Annotated in this window: 18 protein-coding genes; 12 read left to right on the top strand and 6 right to left on the bottom strand. The window is 40.9% G+C overall.

The features are described 5' to 3' along the window. From NQT69_RS13460 to NQT69_RS13475, 4 genes are read left to right on the top strand one after another with little or no spacing between them, the layout of a single operon-like run. Window positions 1-537 carry a hypothetical protein gene (locus NQT69_RS13460; protein ID WP_256828195.1) on the top strand — a complete coding sequence of 179 codons (537 nt, stop codon included), beginning with the start codon at window positions 1-3 and terminating at the stop codon, window positions 535-537. 4 nt (window positions 538-541) lie between these two features. Beyond that, complete coding sequence (locus NQT69_RS13465; RefSeq protein WP_256828196.1) at window positions 542-1,891, top strand: sigma 54-interacting transcriptional regulator; 1,350 nt, start codon at window positions 542-544, stop codon at window positions 1,889-1,891. 9 nt (window positions 1,892-1,900) lie between these two features. Continuing rightward, complete coding sequence (locus tag NQT69_RS13470) at window positions 1,901-2,401, top strand: DUF1543 domain-containing protein (RefSeq protein ID WP_256828197.1); 501 nt, start codon at window positions 1,901-1,903, stop codon at window positions 2,399-2,401. A gap of 32 nt (window positions 2,402-2,433) precedes the next feature. Next, window positions 2,434-3,597, top strand: a complete 1,164-nt coding sequence (locus tag NQT69_RS13475; protein WP_256828198.1) for a murein transglycosylase domain-containing protein — start codon at window positions 2,434-2,436, stop codon at window positions 3,595-3,597. Window positions 3,598-3,605: 8 nt separating this feature from the next. On the opposite strand, the gene NQT69_RS13480 is transcribed toward NQT69_RS13475, so the two are convergent. The 4 genes from NQT69_RS13480 to pdsR all read right to left on the bottom strand — a co-directional run bounded on the left by NQT69_RS13480 (window position 3,606) and on the right by pdsR (window position 7,018). Next, a complete protein-coding gene (locus tag NQT69_RS13480; protein WP_256828199.1) occupies window positions 3,606-3,818 on the bottom strand; it encodes a hypothetical protein in 213 nt (70 codons plus the stop codon). Between the two features lie 50 nt (window positions 3,819-3,868). Further along, window positions 3,869-4,027, bottom strand: a complete 159-nt coding sequence (locus tag NQT69_RS13485; protein WP_256828200.1) for a hypothetical protein — start codon at window positions 4,025-4,027, stop codon at window positions 3,869-3,871. A 166-nt stretch (window positions 4,028-4,193) separates the two neighbouring features. Further along, the gene (gene pdsS / locus NQT69_RS13490) at window positions 4,194-6,329 is read right to left on the bottom strand and encodes a proteobacterial dedicated sortase system histidine kinase (RefSeq protein WP_256828201.1); all 2,136 of its coding nucleotides are present in this window, start codon (window positions 6,327-6,329) and stop codon (window positions 4,194-4,196) included. Then, the gene (pdsR, locus tag NQT69_RS13495) at window positions 6,329-7,018 is read right to left on the bottom strand and encodes a proteobacterial dedicated sortase system response regulator (RefSeq protein WP_256828202.1); all 690 of its coding nucleotides are present in this window, start codon (window positions 7,016-7,018) and stop codon (window positions 6,329-6,331) included. Before pdsR ends, pdsS begins: the two co-directional genes overlap by 1 nt. Window positions 7,019-7,246: 228 nt before the next feature. Here pdsR and pdsO point away from each other — a divergent pair, with 228 nt between their 5' ends. Genes pdsO through NQT69_RS13510 form a run of 3 tightly spaced genes read left to right on the top strand, consistent with a single transcriptional unit; the run spans window position 7,247 to window position 10,592 of the window. Next, the gene (gene pdsO, locus NQT69_RS13500; RefSeq protein WP_256828203.1) at window positions 7,247-7,972 is read left to right on the top strand and encodes a sortase-associated OmpA-like protein PdsO; all 726 of its coding nucleotides are present in this window, start codon (window positions 7,247-7,249) and stop codon (window positions 7,970-7,972) included. A 56-nt stretch (window positions 7,973-8,028) separates the two neighbouring features. Then, window positions 8,029-10,017 carry a marine proteobacterial sortase target protein gene (locus NQT69_RS13505; protein ID WP_256828204.1) on the top strand — a complete coding sequence of 663 codons (1,989 nt, stop codon included), beginning with the start codon at window positions 8,029-8,031 and terminating at the stop codon, window positions 10,015-10,017. Beyond that, window positions 10,014-10,592, top strand: coding sequence for a class GN sortase (locus tag NQT69_RS13510; protein ID WP_256828205.1), 579 nt, complete (start codon window positions 10,014-10,016; stop codon window positions 10,590-10,592). Before NQT69_RS13505 ends, NQT69_RS13510 begins: the two co-directional genes overlap by 4 nt. On the opposite strand, the gene NQT69_RS13515 is transcribed toward NQT69_RS13510, so the two are convergent. Then, a complete protein-coding gene (locus NQT69_RS13515) occupies window positions 10,499-11,446 on the bottom strand; it encodes a DMT family transporter (RefSeq protein ID WP_256828206.1) in 948 nt (315 codons plus the stop codon). The genes NQT69_RS13510 and NQT69_RS13515 overlap by 94 nt on opposite strands. Window positions 11,447-11,572: 126 nt before the next feature. Between NQT69_RS13515 and proB the strand changes: the two genes are divergently transcribed. The 5 genes from proB to NQT69_RS13540 all read left to right on the top strand — a co-directional run bounded on the left by proB (window position 11,573) and on the right by NQT69_RS13540 (window position 16,179). Then, window positions 11,573-12,676: a glutamate 5-kinase gene (gene proB / locus NQT69_RS13520; protein WP_256828207.1), complete on the top strand. Its 1,104-nt coding sequence runs from the start codon at window positions 11,573-11,575 to the stop codon at window positions 12,674-12,676. 78 nt (window positions 12,677-12,754) lie between these two features. Beyond that, a complete protein-coding gene (locus NQT69_RS13525) occupies window positions 12,755-13,729 on the top strand; it encodes a GGDEF domain-containing protein (protein WP_256828208.1) in 975 nt (324 codons plus the stop codon). Between the two features lie 66 nt (window positions 13,730-13,795). Then, on the top strand, window positions 13,796-14,155 hold the full coding sequence (locus NQT69_RS13530) for a glutathione S-transferase N-terminal domain-containing protein (protein WP_256828209.1): 360 nt from the start codon (window positions 13,796-13,798) through the stop codon (window positions 14,153-14,155). An 82-nt stretch (window positions 14,156-14,237) separates the two neighbouring features. Next, window positions 14,238-15,722, top strand: coding sequence for a glutamate--tRNA ligase (gene gltX, locus NQT69_RS13535; protein WP_256828210.1), 1,485 nt, complete (start codon window positions 14,238-14,240; stop codon window positions 15,720-15,722). 157 nt (window positions 15,723-15,879) lie between these two features. Beyond that, window positions 15,880-16,179 (top strand): 2OG-Fe(II) oxygenase, encoded by a 300-nt coding sequence (locus NQT69_RS13540; protein ID WP_256828212.1) that lies wholly within the window; start codon window positions 15,880-15,882, stop codon window positions 16,177-16,179. An 8-nt stretch (window positions 16,180-16,187) separates the two neighbouring features. On the opposite strand, the gene NQT69_RS13545 is transcribed toward NQT69_RS13540, so the two are convergent. Continuing rightward, the gene (locus NQT69_RS13545; protein ID WP_256828213.1) at window positions 16,188-16,580 is read right to left on the bottom strand and encodes a hypothetical protein; all 393 of its coding nucleotides are present in this window, start codon (window positions 16,578-16,580) and stop codon (window positions 16,188-16,190) included. Between the last annotated feature and the right edge of the window lie 277 nt (window positions 16,581-16,857).

Here is a 16,857-nt window from a genome sequence, read left to right on the forward strand (position 1 = left end):
ATGGGCGTGCATTTAAAAACCATTGCCATGGTTTGCATCACCAGTATCGCTCTTGCAGGGTGTGAGTTAACGGATAACACAGTGCAGCAAGAAGTGGTTGCGGCTAAGCCTAAGCCAGTAGCTAAACCAAATGAAGGCTTGCCAAATCCAAAACCTCGTCCAAAAACAGATCCTATGTATCCACCTGCCCAGGTGATAATCGGCTGGCATGCCAAAGCATGTGGTGGGTTTAAAATAACTGAAAATAACACGCAGTTTGTTGGCGCCAAAGAAATCCAGCAGTACTTTGATTTTAGTTGTAAAAATAATGTTTTAGCGCCAGACGCTGTATTAACTAAGTTATTAAAACTCGATCAAGCTTATTATTGGCCGGATGATATCAAGCAATATTGGTGGTTACAAAAACAGCAAATAAAGCAGCAGATTAACGCAAAAAAAGAGCAAGAAGCACTGCATGATAAAATGCAAGAGACTCTCTCATCGTTAGCAACAATCGAGCAGCAATTGCTATTACGCGAAGAAACCAAGGAGCAGTAACGCTATGTCGTCTCAATTACCTCAAAATGCCCGTGTCTTATTAGTGGATGATGATGCAAGTTTACTTAAGCTGCTGTCTATTCGAATTGAATCTAAAGGCTACCAAGTTACAACCTGCGAAAGTGGGATTGCAGCCCTACAACTTCTTAAAAGCCATGTGTTTGATGCGGTTATTACCGATTTGCGCATGGATGAAATGGACGGTATGGCGCTGCATCGGCAACTGCAAAGCCGCTATCCTGCTTTGCCTGTTATTATGATGACAGCGCATGGCTCAATTCCAGATGCAGTAGAGGCCACTAAGCAAGGTATTTTTGCATTTATTACCAAACCCGTAGATAAAGACGAATTATTTGACAGTCTAGCTAAAGCGATTGAAATTCACGGCTTAAGTGGTGATGAGCAGACATCAAGCAGTGATATCGTGACTCGAAGTGGTACTATGTTGCATTTACTTGAGCAAGTTAAACTACTCGGTCCAACGCAGGTTAATGTGCTTATTTCTGGCGCCAGTGGTACGGGCAAAGAGTTACTCGCTAATGCGATTCATCAACACAGCCATGTTAGTGATGGGCCGTTTGTAGCCATTAACTGTGGTGCTGTGCCTGGAGAGCTACTTGAATCGGAGTTATTTGGCCATAAAAAAGGCGCATTTACGGGGGCTGTAAAAGATCATCAAGGGTTATTTCAGCAAGCGCAAGGCGGCACATTATTTTTAGATGAAATTGGTGATATGCCGCTTAATCTGCAAGTTAAGTTATTACGTGTATTGCAAGAAAAAACGATTCGCCCGGTAGGCTTTCAAGAAGAGATCCCCATTGACGTACGCATTGTCTCAGCAACTCATAAAAACTTACCTGATGCGATTGCAAATCAGCAATTTCGTGAAGATTTATACTACCGCTTGAACGTTGTTAACTTAAAGCTGCCAGCTTTAAAAGAACGCCGTGAAGATATTAGCTTACTTGCTCAACACTTCAGTGCCATGATCGCAAAACGTATGGGACAGGCACAAAAACGTTTTGCTAGCGATGCCATGCATGCGCTCGTGCGCTATGATTGGCCGGGAAATATTCGCCAATTGCAAAATGTCGTTGAGCAGGTTGTTGCTTTGACCCCAAGCGAGGTAATATCGGTGCAGTTAGTCGAAAGTGCGCTTAATAGTAATGAAAGTAACGTTGAGCCGCTGTCTTTAAACGATGCGAAAAAAGAATTTGAACGTGATTACGTGATCAATACGCTAAAAATGGCCGGCGGCAATGTCGCCGAAGGGGCAAAGCTTGCAAAGCGTAATCGCTCAGACTTTTATAAGTTAATAAAAAAACACAACATTGATGTTGATAATATTTTGTAGGGGTAACATATGCAGCTATTTATGGTGTATTTAGGTGGGCGGATCCAAGGTTGTCATATAGAAATGCATGATGTTCGTTTTGTCGTAGGTGACTCTATTGAACAATGTTACTCCAAGTTAAAAAGCCAATGGGTGGGCGATAAAAGCACTGTGCATATGGATAGTTATATGGCAATTAAGCATATTGATGGATACCAAGTCGAAGTGGTTGAGCAGCCTGTTAGCCAAGCTGAAAAGTTATTTTTTGTGAATTTAGGCGCTTATCGCGCTGATAGCCTTGCGGAGCAGCATGATTTTGCTTTGTATGTAGCACAAGATGCAGAGCAAGCTAAGCAGCGAGCAAAAGAGCAGTTATTAGCTGGGTTAACTCATTTACATAAGGATGATCTACATGATGTGGATGACTGCTTTGCCATTGACTTACTCGATAGCCAGCTTAATATAAAGTTAACACCAAGTGGGCAGGCACAAATTATAAAGCCGGACTGGTTTGGTTACCATATATTATAATAACTTGAGCTTTATGTTGAGCGGATTGGGGAGTGATTTTGAATCGATGTGTTTTACTTATTTTTGTATTATTAGTTAATGGTTGTAAAACAGTCCCTGATTTAAACGCTCCTATTGAAGATTTAGATAAACTGGTAAAGCAAGTCAAAACCAATCCTAGCGATATTATCGCAATTCATAAACAGGCAAAAAAAACACAACGCTCCATTGAGCTACAAGTTGATAATGTTAATAAACTTTTAGGTGATTTGGAGCTGGTAGTTAATGGTGTTTGGGGAAAACAAAATTCCCAAGAACCTTCGCGAAAAAAATATGTAAAATATAGCAATGACTACCAAGCTCGCGCCATCATTGATTTTGATAAAAATACGGTGCAAGTAGAAACAATAGCGACTAAACATATTAAGACGCTGTTGACTCAAGCGATTGTCATGACCTTACTGACTTCCAGTGATCCAGATAAGACCGATATTTTTACCAGCGAAGCGCCGAGTTTAGGTGATGAGCCATTTTTGTATCAACAAGTATTAGACCAAGATGGTTTACCAATAAAATATCACTGGCGAGCCAATCGATTTGCTCAATATTTAGTGAATACAAATTTACAGAAAAAGCATAGTTATGGCCATTTAATTACTTCGGTTACGTTTCCTCTTGTCGCACAAAATCTACATTTACGTAAGCAAAAATACAGTGATTATGTGCTTGCTTCAGCAAAAAAATATCAAATATCGGCCGCGCTTATCTACAGTATTATTGAGACCGAAAGTAGCTTTAATCCTTATGCTGTAAGCTCTTCAAATGCATATGGTTTGATGCAGATAATCCCAGCTACTGCGGGAAAAGATGTATATCAAAGAATAAAAAAGGTGTCAGGGCAACCAACTAAAACTGTACTATTTGATCCGAAAAATAATATAGATATTGGTACAGCTTATTTAAGTATATTGAAAAATAATTATTTAAACAAAATATGGGCTGATACAAATAAACATTATGCAATGATCTCTTCATACAATGGTGGAGCAGGTAATGTCTTAAGAATATTTAATAGTAATAGGACTATTGCTTTTTCAGAGATAAATAATCTAACAGCTAGTGAGTTTTACCTTATTTTAACAACCAAGCATTCTAGGGCTGAATCGCGTCGCTATTTAGAAAAAGTTATTATGGCAGAAAAAAAATATCAGCCCTGAAGGGTATTCTATTGTTCGTCGCTTTCGCTTTTCGCGGCTATTTTAAATGCAATAATCACGAGTGTAAACATGGCAAAAGGTAAAGCAGCGAGTAAATATTCAATAATATTACTATTTTGAAAGCTGGCTTGTAGTAAAAAGTGTCCAGCAACGCAAAGTAGAATCACAATGAGTAATATAGGAAGTAAAATAAGTTCTTTTCTAGCTGAATGGCTCTTCATTATTTGGCGTCGCTTTTTCAAGGTGCGCCATTGTAATGAGCAAACCGCTTTTAGGTCAAATAACTTGGCTTAAAAACATCACTCGTTTGTGCTGAATCACGTTTTTGGCTATCGGTTTCAATATCGTTGTAATTAGCGTCATCACTTGGCTCATGGCGATATAACTCGAAAATAAAATCAATTTCTTCGCGTTTTAACACAGTTTGCATTTTAACCTCCTAACTATTCACCACTATTTGATGCTGAACAGCTTATGCTTGTGAGGCTGAATTATAAGTGAACACTTAATAGGCAAATTGTGTAGAAATGTAACCCTCGCTTTTTGAGGGTTACATTTACGCTAATACCTTTTTAAATTGAAAAACTTTCTTAAACTTAACTATCTTTGCTTAAGGGGAGGTGTACAGTAAATTCAACACCATCGCCTTGTGGAGCATTTACAGCGCTAACACTGCCTTTATGGTATTCACACACTAAACGCACTATGTATAAACCTAAGCCTAAATGCGGTTGTTGCTGCAGTTGCTGACTACGCACTGATACCATAGAGTCAAAAATGTGTTCAGCTAGCCCCTCGGGCAGCAACGGCCCTTTATTACTTACCGATAACACTGCGGTATTGTCAGATTTACGAAGGGCAATGTTAATTGCCGTATTCTCTTGGCTAAACTCTAATGCATTATTAATCAGCTTATCGAGGAGTTGGGCAATAAACTCAGGTGCACCAATAACGGGCAACGCTGTATCACAAATAGCGAGCTTAAATGTTTGTTGTGGATAGGTCAGTTGATAGCCTTGCATACAGCCTGTAATGACTTTTTGTAAATCAAAAGGCTCAGGCTCATTACTTTGAATGCTTTGCTCTAAACGTGTTGCTTCACTCATGGTGGTAATTATTTTACCTAAACGTTCAACCCCTTCGCTGGCGCGATCAAGGTACTTTTGACTTAGCTCAGTTTGCGGCTGCATTTGTAAGTTTTCAAGTGAGCTACGTACTACCGCAACTGGGGTTCTTAGTTCGTGGGAGAGTCGCGAAGACATGGTTTCTAAATAATTAGTGTAACCACCAAGGCGACTGACTATATTCGCAAAGCTACGTGATAAGTCGCCGATCTCATCGTTTGAATCACTATAATTGATGCTGCCTGTTATTCGGCCTTGAGCATCAATTGCCTGCTCTGCAGTATCACGTAAGCGTCGAATTCGACTTGATATGCGCGAAGCAAAAAAGAATAAAGTCACGGTGCCAATCAGCATCACTGCTAAAATGACATTAAACAACTTCTCAAGTGATTTATTACGTAGGGTGCGGACACCGTTGGTGGTTTCTTCAGCAATTACGGCGCCAATTACTTTGTCTTTTATCCAAATAGGATAGGCCGCAGATAAAATAACCGCTTTGTTATCGGGAGTGAGTCGCCATGATGATGCGGGTGTGCCGCTCAGTGCCTTTGCAATATGGCTGCCTTGCATTGCAGCAACATCGTGCAGGGTATCTAAAAACTCATTTTCAGGTCGAGTGAGGACTTTATAGTAGAGCGGGTGTAAATAGCTTTTTTCAAATCGCTGCCACCAGGTGGTCGCAGGTTTATCGGTAATACCATCAGCCCATACGCCGTCAGCATGATGAATAGAACCCGACTGGGCGAGTACTCTGTGGTGGTTATCTACCACCCAAATGCGGCTACCACTGTGACCCATGCCTTTTAAAATACGGTTTATCTCAGGTGAGGGAACCAATACTGAACCAATGTCATTAGGGTTGAGTATGTTTGAGGTTGACATTAATTGCGGCTCAACTTTATCTGCATCCCAATCTTCAATCGCAAAGCCTAGCTTATTCCCTAGCATGCTTAAGGGGAAGCGTAATTCAATATTGTAGCCTGTGGCGGTACTGCTAAAATAACCTTGAATTTTAGTAAAAGGTACTTTGCTTGTGGCATCAAATGCATTAACCCAGCCATCTTGGCGAGCCGCGACAATATAGTGTTTAAATTCGCCCTTTGGGGTTTTTAACATGATTTGTAAGTGATCGTTCCGGGTTAAACTTAAACTGTTCTTGGCACGATAAACTAACGACTCATCGGTAACGTTAAAAACCGCATATAAGAATGCATCATATTTACCAACCATATGCTCAAAAGACAGATCAGAAGGTTGATGATCTACTTTATTCCCTTGTAGATAGCGCTCATCGTACTGCCACATTAAATTTTGATAGGGGTGCCAATCAGACAGCTTACCATCAAGCTGAATAGGGTTACTGAGGTTATAGGCATAAAGGTCGCGACCTTTGACAACTTGATCTAAAAAGTTACTTTGTGAGTCAAACAGAGCGGGGCGCTCATGTAACGCTGTTGCCAGAGCTCGGGTGGTGCCGACTAAGGTTTTTTCTTGCCCTTGACGTAAAAACTTTTCCATTTCCCATACATATTCATAACCCAACCAAGGCAATAAAAACAAAAAGCACGACAGTAATATAAACTTACTGCGCAAACCAAAACGCAGCATTACACCTGCTCCCAACGGTAGCCCATACCATATACGGTATCTATGCAGTCAAATTTGGTATCAAGGGCAATAAACTTTTTCCGAATACGTTTTACATGGGAGGTGATCGTTGAATCATCAACATAAATTTTTGCATCGCTCATTAATTCATTACGGCTTTTTACATGGCCAGGACGCTGTGCCAACGAGTGCACCATCCAAAATTCAGTCACTGTTAAATCAACTAATTGCTGCTGCCAAAACACCTGCATACGTTTAGTATCTAGGGTAAGAGGGCCGCGGTTAATTAAAGCTGTTTCGTCAGCGGGTTGCTCCAGTGCTTCCATCCGTCTAAATAAGGCTCCAATGCGCGCGGCTAAGTGTGCCATGCTGATATCTTTAGTGAGATAGTCATCTGCGCCCATACGTAGGCCACATACGGTGTCTATTTCGCTGTCTCGGGCTGTTAAAAAAATAATAGGCAATGTTTTAGAGAGTGTTCGCAGTGTCTGGCACAGTAAAAAGCCACCATCAATTTCATGACCTAAGCCAATATCAACAATGGCTAAATCGGGTAAGGCATCATTAAAAGCATGTTCAGCGCTTTGGCGGTCGCTATAGCCACAGACCTGATAGCCCTGCGCACTCAGCATTTCCATGTAGTTTTCGCGAATAGCGGTCTCATCTTCAATAATGGCGATTTTTTTCATTGTTAACCCTTTTTAACTTTCTGATTGCACTATACCTAATTTTTTTGTTTTCGCATTGGCAAAAAGGCAATTGCCATTTTTTTGCCACAATTGCTCAGCAGTTTGCCCTTTTTGCTCCCCTTTGTTGCCACTTGCAGTTGTTTTAATAACACCATCCCAATTACAGCAGATGGCAACCAACGTCTTGCTGAACAGATGACTAAACAATTAAGTACAAAGGAATAAATCATGAAAAAACTTATTATCGCATGCACTATCGCCACTTTATTTATCGCTCCTAACTTTGCTCACGCAAAAACTAAGCAGGCAAAAGAAACACATAAAGAAACGCTGGTAGGCCTTAGCACAGGTGCAATTTTAGGTGGCATTGTCGGTGGGCCCGTAGGTGCATTTGTTGGCGCATTTGCTGGAGGCTTAATTGGCGATAAAGAAGTTGCCGAAAATAAAATAGCAGAACAGCAAAGAGCATTGATTGTAATGCAAGATAAAACGGATGATTACCATCATGTACTGGCACAAAATGCTCAGTTAAGTGAGCAATTAGATCATCTCGAACAAAACAATGAACGAATGGCATTGGCGCAAATGAATAACTTAATGGCCATGACCATTCAATTTAAAACTGGTTCAAGTGAGATTGCCCCGCATTTTGCCAGCCAATTAGACCAACTAGTAAGCCTGTTACAAAGCCAACCTGAATTGCAATTAGATTTAAATGGTTTTGCCGATCAACGTGGGGATGAACTAGCAAATTTGCAATTGTCGAAACAACGCGTATCAGCAGTGCAAAGCTATTTAATAAAACAAGGTATCAGCCATACCCGCTTAACAGCTAATGCCTTTGGCGAACAGCAAACTGTGGCTAATAGCGATAGCTTCGAAGATAACGTGTTTGACCGTCGTGTCACGTTAACAACACGCCCAAGTAACACTTCTCAAACCGCACGTAATTAATAGATACCTGTAGGTGCATTTTGTGCGCCTACTTACCCATCAAGGGAGTGATTTTTATGTTGAGTAAACTAAGCAAAGAGCTTACCTATGGCCATTTTACGCTGTGGGTAAGCCTTTTTTTCTTAATGCTGATCTGTATACCCCGCGCTGTATTAGCGGCTTCACCTGGGCTAACAATGTATGATAGCCAAGGCACTGAGGTCGCTCCGGGTATTATTTTACAAAGTGATGCCAAAATGACCGTCACGGGATTGATTAACCATGTTGTAGTGACACAACGTTACCGTAACGAAAACCCTTTTGCGGTCAATGCTCGTTATGTTTTTCCTTTACCTGATGAAAGTGCGGTACATGCCATGACCATGCGAATAGGTGAACGTGTAATCAAGGGGCAAATAGACAAAAAACAACAAGCAGAGCAGCGCTTTAAAGAGGCTAAACAAGCCGGAAAACAAGCGGCGCTTATACGCCAACAACGCGCTAACTTATTTACTGCCAATGTGGCTAATATTAGTCCGGCACAAGAGCTGACTATAGAGTTGGAATATCAAGAAATCATAGATTATCGCAGTGGTACTTTTGCGATTCGCTTTCCTACAACCATCACCCCGCGCTACCACCCAATGAAAGGTATTTTGGCTGATAATAAGGACGTAAATACGCAAACTCTGGCTCCTACAGGGTGGCTAAGCCCAGTATTTCAGAGGCGTGAGACGCAAGAGCAAAGCGCAGGCCAGTTTAGTTTAACCATTGATATTGATGTTGGTTTAGAGCTCGTTGATATTCAATCTAAATACCATCAAGTGGCTGTTGAAAATGCTACATTTGGCCGGTATCAGGTGAAATTGAATGAAGAAAGCGGCAATGACCGTGACTTTTTACTGCAATTTAAACCATTGCAAAAAGAACAAGCGCAGGCTGCGTTTTTTACTGAACGGTTAGAAAATGGTGAGCAATATGGCTTATTAATGCTGATGCCGCCAGATGATTATTTTACTCAAACTCAACGCCTTGCACGTGAAATGGTGTTTGTGATTGATACCTCAGGCTCCATGCATGGGCAGTCGATGGAGCAAGCCAAAAGCGCACTTTACTATGCATTATCGTTACTAAATGATGGTGACAGCTTCAACATTATTGGCTTTGACAATAAAGTGACGGTTATGAGTGAGCAACCAGTGGCCGCTAACGATTTTAACTTACGTCGTGCAGAGCGCTTTATTTATGGCCTGCAAGCTGATGGCGGGACTGAGATAAAAGCGGCGCTGGATACTGTATTAGATGCGAAAGAACACGCAGGCTTTGTTCGCCAAGTTATCTTTCTAACCGACGGCAGTGTGAGTAATGAAGATGCTTTATTTGCAAATATTCGCACTCAGCTTGGTGATAGTCGGCTATTTACTGTGGGGATAGGCAGTGCGCCAAATAGCTATTTTATGCGCCGTGCCGCCGACGTTGGTCGTGGAACCTTTACATTTATTGGTAGCAGCCATGACGTACAGCCGAAAATGCAGCAATTATTCAATAAGCTTGCACACCCTGCCATGACTCAGTTAAGCCTGCATAGCAATAATACAGCGCTTGAGTATTGGCCTTCACCACTACCTGATTTATATTTTGCAGAGCCCATTATGGTAGCGCTTAAGTTAACTGCTGATGACACTATTTCGTTACAAGGTAGAACAGCACAAGGGCCTCTGGATATAAAGCTCAATTCGTACCAAGGCGAGAATGCCACAGGTATTAGCCGGTTGTGGGCCAGGCAAAAAATTAAGTCCTTGTTGTTATACAACGATAAGCAATTAGTTAAACAACAAGTACAAGCGTTAGCATTGGAGCATCAATTGCTTAGCCCATTTACAGCGTTTGTTGCGATAGAGCAAGCTGCGACTAACACTCCCGCAGAGTATGAAGTACAGGTTAAAAATCAAGTACCACAAGGATTAGCAATGCGTTTACCACAAACGGATGGTCAAAGCCGCATGCATATTTTAATGGGTTGTATATTACTGCTTGGTTATAGTTTATTAAGGTTAAAGAAGTGAAGGCTTGGTTGGCAGGGGCATTATTAGCGTCAGGTGTAAGCTTGTTAGCACATGGTAGTTATATGCAAGCGAAAGCATGGCTTGCTCAATACCTAATTGAGCAAGCATGGCAACAAGCATTACAAAGCCCAAATGAGCGGGTTAAACCATGGTTTTACGCCGACAGCTATGTTAGTGCTCAGCTTAGTTGGCCTACTCAGCAGCAAACATTGACGGTTCTTGCTGGTGCTACAGGGCGAAACTTAGCTTTTGCGCCGAGCCACTTTTTACCTAGCGGTAAGCTAGGAAGCAACGCAGGAGCGCTCATCGCAGGGCATAACGATACCCACTTTGCGTTTTTAAAGAATGCGAAAGTGGGTGAAGTATTTAGTTTGCAAACACAAAATGGTCAAATTACGCAGTACAAGGTGCGAAAAATCGAGGTTATACATCAATCCCTGCATGATTTTTTAGCACAAAGCGGTTTATATTTATTAACCTGTTATCCGTTTGACTCTTTAGCCTCAGGCACTGACTTAAGGCTATTGGTATCAGCAGATAAAGTATCGTCATCAATATCAACCACGAGTTCTTGATGGCGTTGACTTACCATTACTCCAACGAATACCACAGCAATGCTAAGCCACTGCCCAAGAGTGAGTATTTCACCTAAAAGTATCGCTGATAAAATTAAAGTGAAAATAGGAATTAAGTTTGAATAGGCAGCGGCTGTCAGCACAGATACCTTACCAATTGCGTAGTTATACATGCCATAACCACCTAGCGTGACGCAAGAACCTAAGTATAAAATACTCAGCAAAGCGGTTAAATCGTGTTGATTTTCACTCGGTAAATCTATAAATAAAAGGAAAGGGGCAAAAAACAGGCTACCACTAAACCCTTGTAAAGCAATGAGAGTTAGAGGGGAGTAACGCGCGGCTAAGTGTTTTACCGCGACCGTATAAAACGCGGCACAGACCATTGCCATCAGTTCTAAAAAGTTACCTAACAGCGGGTTAGGCGCTTGCTCAGAAGTTGGAGAGAGTAAGGTCAGTAAAATACTGCCACCAATGCAAAAAGTAAAACCAATAACAATGGCCTTGCTTATATACTCTTTAAGCATAAAAAACGCTAAGAAAGCCACGATAATGGGTAAGCACGACACAATTACACCGGCTTGTGAGGCCGAGGTATATTCCATTGCGTGGCCTTCAAATAAAAAATACAAACACGGCTCTGCCAGTGACATACCGAGTAGATATTTCCAGTCACCTTTATGATATTCAAAACGAATAACATAACGCCATAAACACAGTGTCAACATTAACGTTGTGAGCATACGTAAAAAAATCACCAAAGCAGGATCGTAAATGGCTATCGCATATTTTAGTGCAATAAAAGAGCTACCCCATAAAAAGGTGGCGATAATTAAACATAAACTGGCAGGCATGATGAGCTCTTACTTAAAATTTAGCTAAATAAAGAAAGAGGCGATCCTAGCATGAATATTTTTAACTTGTTCAAAAAGCCATAACTGGTATAAATAAATTCTTCATTTTTTTTGTAGTAAATCACGATGAAAAGGGCGCAGATAGTAGTTGTAAAGCTGGGAACAAGTGTTCTCACTGGTGGCACTGATAAACTAGATAAGGCACACATGGTTGAGTTGGTTCGACAATGTAGTGAACTGAAAAAGCAAGGACACCAAGTAGTTATGGTTTCAAGTGGAGCTGTAGCCGCAGGCCGAGAGCAATTAATTAAACCCTGCGGACGCTCTGTTATCGATAAACAGATGTTAGCAGCCATTGGTCAAGGGCAGCTTATCCATATTTGGCAAAGCCTATTTGCACTGTATGGCATTAATGTCGGCCAGATGCTGTTAACTCGTGCTGATTTAGACGATCGTGATCGTTACCTTAATGCCCGAGACACCTTAACGGCGTTATTAAGCCATGATGTGGTGCCGATTATTAACGAAAATGATGCCGTTGCAACCAGTGAAATAAAAGTCGGAGATAACGATAATTTATCCGCCTTAGTCGCCATTTTAGCCAACGCAGATAAGCTACTGTTATTAACTGATCAAGAAGGCTTATTTACCAGCGATCCGCGTACTGATAGTAACGCTCAACTCATTGAAAAAGTTAGTCATATTGACGATGAATTACGACAACTCGCTGGTGGCAGTGGCACTAGTTTAGGCACCGGCGGAATGGCAACAAAGTTGCAAGCTGCTGATATAGCACGTCGTGCTGGAGTCGAAGTGGTTATTGCCAAAGGCGCTGGTAAAAATGTTATTTTAAATTGCATGAGTGAGCAACTACCTGGCACTCGATTTTTAAAACTAACAGCCCCTCGCGATGGTCGTAAAAAGTGGTTATTAGCTGGGCCAAAAAGTAATGGCCAAGTTGTCATTGATGATGGCGCAACTGCAGCAATCCAGCAGCAAGGTGCTAGCTTATTAGCAAAGGGTATTCGTGTCGCAAAAGGTCAGTTTAGTCGAGGCGATTTAGTTGACCTGGTTGATTTAAACTATCAGTTAGTAGCACGTGGGGTTGTGCGCTTTAATAGCCAAGAAGTCGATAAAATCAAAGGCTGTCACTCGAGTGAAATCGTTCGATTATTGGACTTTGATTGCGGTGCAGAAGTAATCCACCGTGATGATTTGGTACTTTTTTAGCATATTCGCTTAGTTATTTAGTAAAATTTAAATGCTGACCTAAACTTAGCGTTATGTATTGTTTAGGTTGATTTTTAAATGACTAACTCGTGCGGGCATGAGTGGATTGTTTCAATAACACAGCAAGAAGAAGAACCTGATTTAGATCAGGCGCTGTTATCTGCCATTACAGAGTTGCCAGATATTGAAGATTTTGCGCTGTATGTGAATAAGCACTTTGGCAAAGATATACCGCCTTTGCTGCTTAATCCAGACTCTTCATTAGAGCCTCTTGAGAGTCAAGAGGTCAACTTAATTTTACAAAAAGTGGCGAAAAACAAAATTCGCATTAGCAGCGCCTTTGGTCATTATACGAGTTATATCCCAACCTATTACTTAGGTGAAGTCATTGGCGTTTTGCTTGTTGAGTCGGAATATGAACTACCTGAAAGAAGCATTATGCTCGCCGTACATGTGCTTAATGTTTATGCTAATCAATTGGCATTAATTCATCGCTCTCGGTTAGATCCCCTCACTGAGCTTTTAAATCGCCAAACGTTTGATAAAAAAGTCATTGAGATTATCTCAGGTGACACATTTATTACCTCTACAAGGTCGTCTTCGAAGCAGTCACATTGGTTTTTAGCCTTGCTGGATATTGATCACTTTAAGCGGGTAAATGACAACTTTGGTCATGTTATTGGTGATGAGGTTATTTTACTCGTTGCTCGCTTGATAAAAAATAGCTTTAGAATTGATGATTTTATATTTAGGTATGGCGGTGAAGAGTTTGCAGTGTTATTTCAAGCGAGTGATGAACATGATGCACGAAATATGCTAAACCGGGTTCGTTGTAATGTCGCTGAATACCCGTTTCCACAAGTAAATAACTTGACTATTAGCTCTGGGTTTTTAGCGTTAAGTGAGATCGATATGGTGTCGGTATTGGTTCATAAAGCTGATCTTGCACTATACCACTCGAAAAATAATGGTCGTAACCAGGTAACCGCTTATACTGAACTGGAGATAGAACAAGAACCCGACAGTGTTGACGACGGTATTGAGCTTTTTTGATGCTATTTTATTAGCTGTTATGCTAAAATCCGTGCCCTCAAATTTGTTGTTAAATAGGGTGATAAAATGAAATTAGTTCGTTGGCTTTTAGGTAGTTTAATCTTATTCTTTAATTTTATTTTTACCCCACGTAGTAAAAAACGCCCTGCGGCTGAGCAAGCTACGCTCGATCAAACAACCAGTCATTTTAAACTTTATCAATTTAAAGCCTGTCCTTTTTGCGTCAAAGTGCGCCGAGCGATAAAGCGACAAGGTTTAAAAGTTGATACGCGTGATGCGAAGAATAATCAGCAATATCGCCAAGAGTTATTAGAGCAAGGTGGTAAAATTAAAGTGCCTTGCTTGCGTATTGAAGAAAATGGCCAGGTTAATTGGCTATATGAATCAAACGATATTATTGCCTATTTAGATAAAGTCGCGGCATAACGCGCGCTACCACTTCGAAAATTGCCCTTGCTATGCTAGCATTTGGGCAACTTTTATAGTCCTTTTTTAAAGAGAATATACCATGACAATCCGTACTCGTGTTGCTCCGTCACCAACCGGTGACCCGCATCTTGGCACAGCTTATATCGCCTTGTTTAATTACTGTTTTGCTAAACAGCAAGGTGGTGAATTTGTACTTCGTATTGAAGATACTGACCAAGTTCGTAGCACACCAGAATCAGAACAAGCGATTATGGATAGCTTGCGTTGGTTAGGGCTTGAGTGGGATCACGGCCCTGATGTGGGCGGCGAGTTCGGCCCATATCGTCAATCTGAGCGCAGCGATTTATACAAAAAGTATGCTCATCAACTTGTTGAACAAGGTAAGGCATTTTACTGCTTTGCAACCAGCGAAGAACTGGACCAAATGCGTGAAGAGCAAATGGCTGAAGGCCTGCGCCCTAAATACGATGGTCGTGGTTTAAAGCTAACAGAAGAAGAAATTAAAGCGAACTTAGCTGCAGGTAAGCCTTACGTTATTCGTATGAAGATCCCATCTGAGGGCACATTTAAGTTTAACGATTATCTACGTGGTGAGATTGAGATCCCATGGGAAAATGTAGACATGCAAGTGCTACTTAAAGCCGATGGATTCCCGACTTACTTTCTTGCAAACGTGGTTGATGATCATCACATGCAAATTAGTCATATTTTCCGTGGCGAAGAGTGGATAAACTCAGCGCCTAAGTTACTAAAATTGTATGAAGACTTTGGTTGGCAAGCGCCTGTACTGGGCCACTTACCATTATTACGCAACCCTGATAAATCAAAGTTATCTAAGCGTAAAAACCCAACCTCAATCAACTACTACAAAGAAATGGGTTATCTACCTGAAGCGGTACTTAATTATTTAGGCCGCATGGGTTGGTCAATGCCTGATGAGCGTGAAAAGTTCACCCTTGCTGAGATGATTGAACACTTTGATATGAAACGAGTATCACTGGGTGGCCCGGTGTTTGACGTTGATAAGTTAAGCTGGTTAAACGGCATGTGGATCCGTGAAAACCTAACCGATGCAGAGTTGATGCAGCGTTTTGTTGATTGGAAGTTTAACGGCGATATGCTTGCTAAGGTGTTACCAGAAGCGAAAACACGTATCAACACACTCTCTGATATGGTTGACTTAGCAGGGCACTTTGTTGGTGGTATTCCAACTTATGACCCTGCATTATTAACTGCTGGAAAAGCAGATGAGAATGTTATTCGCCAAGCATTACAGTTCTTTATTTGGCAACTTGAAGGCTTACGTAGCTGGGAGAAGCCTGAAATATTTGCTATCGCTAAAGCGGTTTCGACCTTCCATGAGTTAAAGATCAAAGACTTCTTAGAACCTATCTTTGTGGCTATCACAGGTAAAACGTCATCAACGTCTGTACTTGATGCGATGGAAATTTTAGGCTCTGATTTATCGCGTGCTCGTTTACGTGTTGCGCTTGCTCACTTAGGTATCTCTAAAAAGCAGGCAAAAAATATTGAGCGTGCTTATCGTGAGTACCCAAGCGCATAACGCAAAAGATGTGTTTTAAAAGGCCGAACTTATTATAGTTCGGCTTTTTTGTTTCAGGCTGTTTGGCTATATATCATGATATATAGGCATGGTTATTTTCACGCGTATAGACGCAACCTGATGATACAATATGTCTGATAAAGCATTGGGAGGCCGTATGTTAGCAACCGTAAAAAATAAAGCCCTATTTAGCAGTCACACATTTTCAATAAATTTAGTAACCTACCCGACTAACCACAGTGTTATGAAGCATATTGATCCCGTGCAGCAAGGGCGCTATTACAAACTTAATTTTGTATTGGTAAAGCCTAAAGCGGGTGGTGTATTTAAATGCACCAAGTGCATTATTAACTGGTTTAATCGCGTGTATTTGTTTAGACCAGATATGTATGAACACAGCGTATCTAAAATAGAATCTGGTAAGCGTGTGCTGCTAAGCTTTGCTCTTAATATGTAGTCTAAAGCTTATTCATAGTCGTAGGATTGCCCTGTGCATAAAAAAGCCCGATCACATCCATAGCCTGCGTTAGTAAAACTTTGACACTGTTCAACAAGAAATGCATTTGCTCCTCTACTAATTGCATCTTGCTTTAGTAGTTCAATGGCCTCATTTTTCATTTTACTAATATCAATATCAATTCGGCGACCATCTTGAGAAGCCATGCAGCTCATTCCTTCAATTCGACCAAGTAATATTGCACCACTTTCAGTGGCTTGCTGTCCACTATAGAACTCGTATAAATCATCTCTAGCTACATGGCTCGCTATAAAATAATCATCAACATTTGAGTTAAGTTTGATATTAGTACATGCACTAATAGTCAGACTTAAAGCTAGGATAGCAGTATTTTTTATCATGTTTATTTCCTTACTTATTATTTTTTTCCTTGCCTGATTCTAGCATTAAAATATCTACCTTAATGTAATAATTTGTAGTTTATGGCTTCATATCTTTCTATCAATGGGTGGCCTGCGTTTACATTGATCCTTAGTGAACTTGTTAGTTGGTATTAAAAAGGTTTTGAGAGATTAAGAGCAAGCAATGATAGTCAAATGTTAAATGTATGTACAAAACGCTACATGAAGTTGAATTATTTATCGCTTTTGATGTGGTTGAATATAACCCTAAGTTGAA

Origin of the sequence: Pseudoalteromonas shioyasakiensis (genome assembly GCF_024518675.1) — a bacterium.
Taxonomy (GTDB): domain Bacteria; phylum Pseudomonadota; class Gammaproteobacteria; order Enterobacterales; family Alteromonadaceae; genus Pseudoalteromonas; species Pseudoalteromonas shioyasakiensis_B.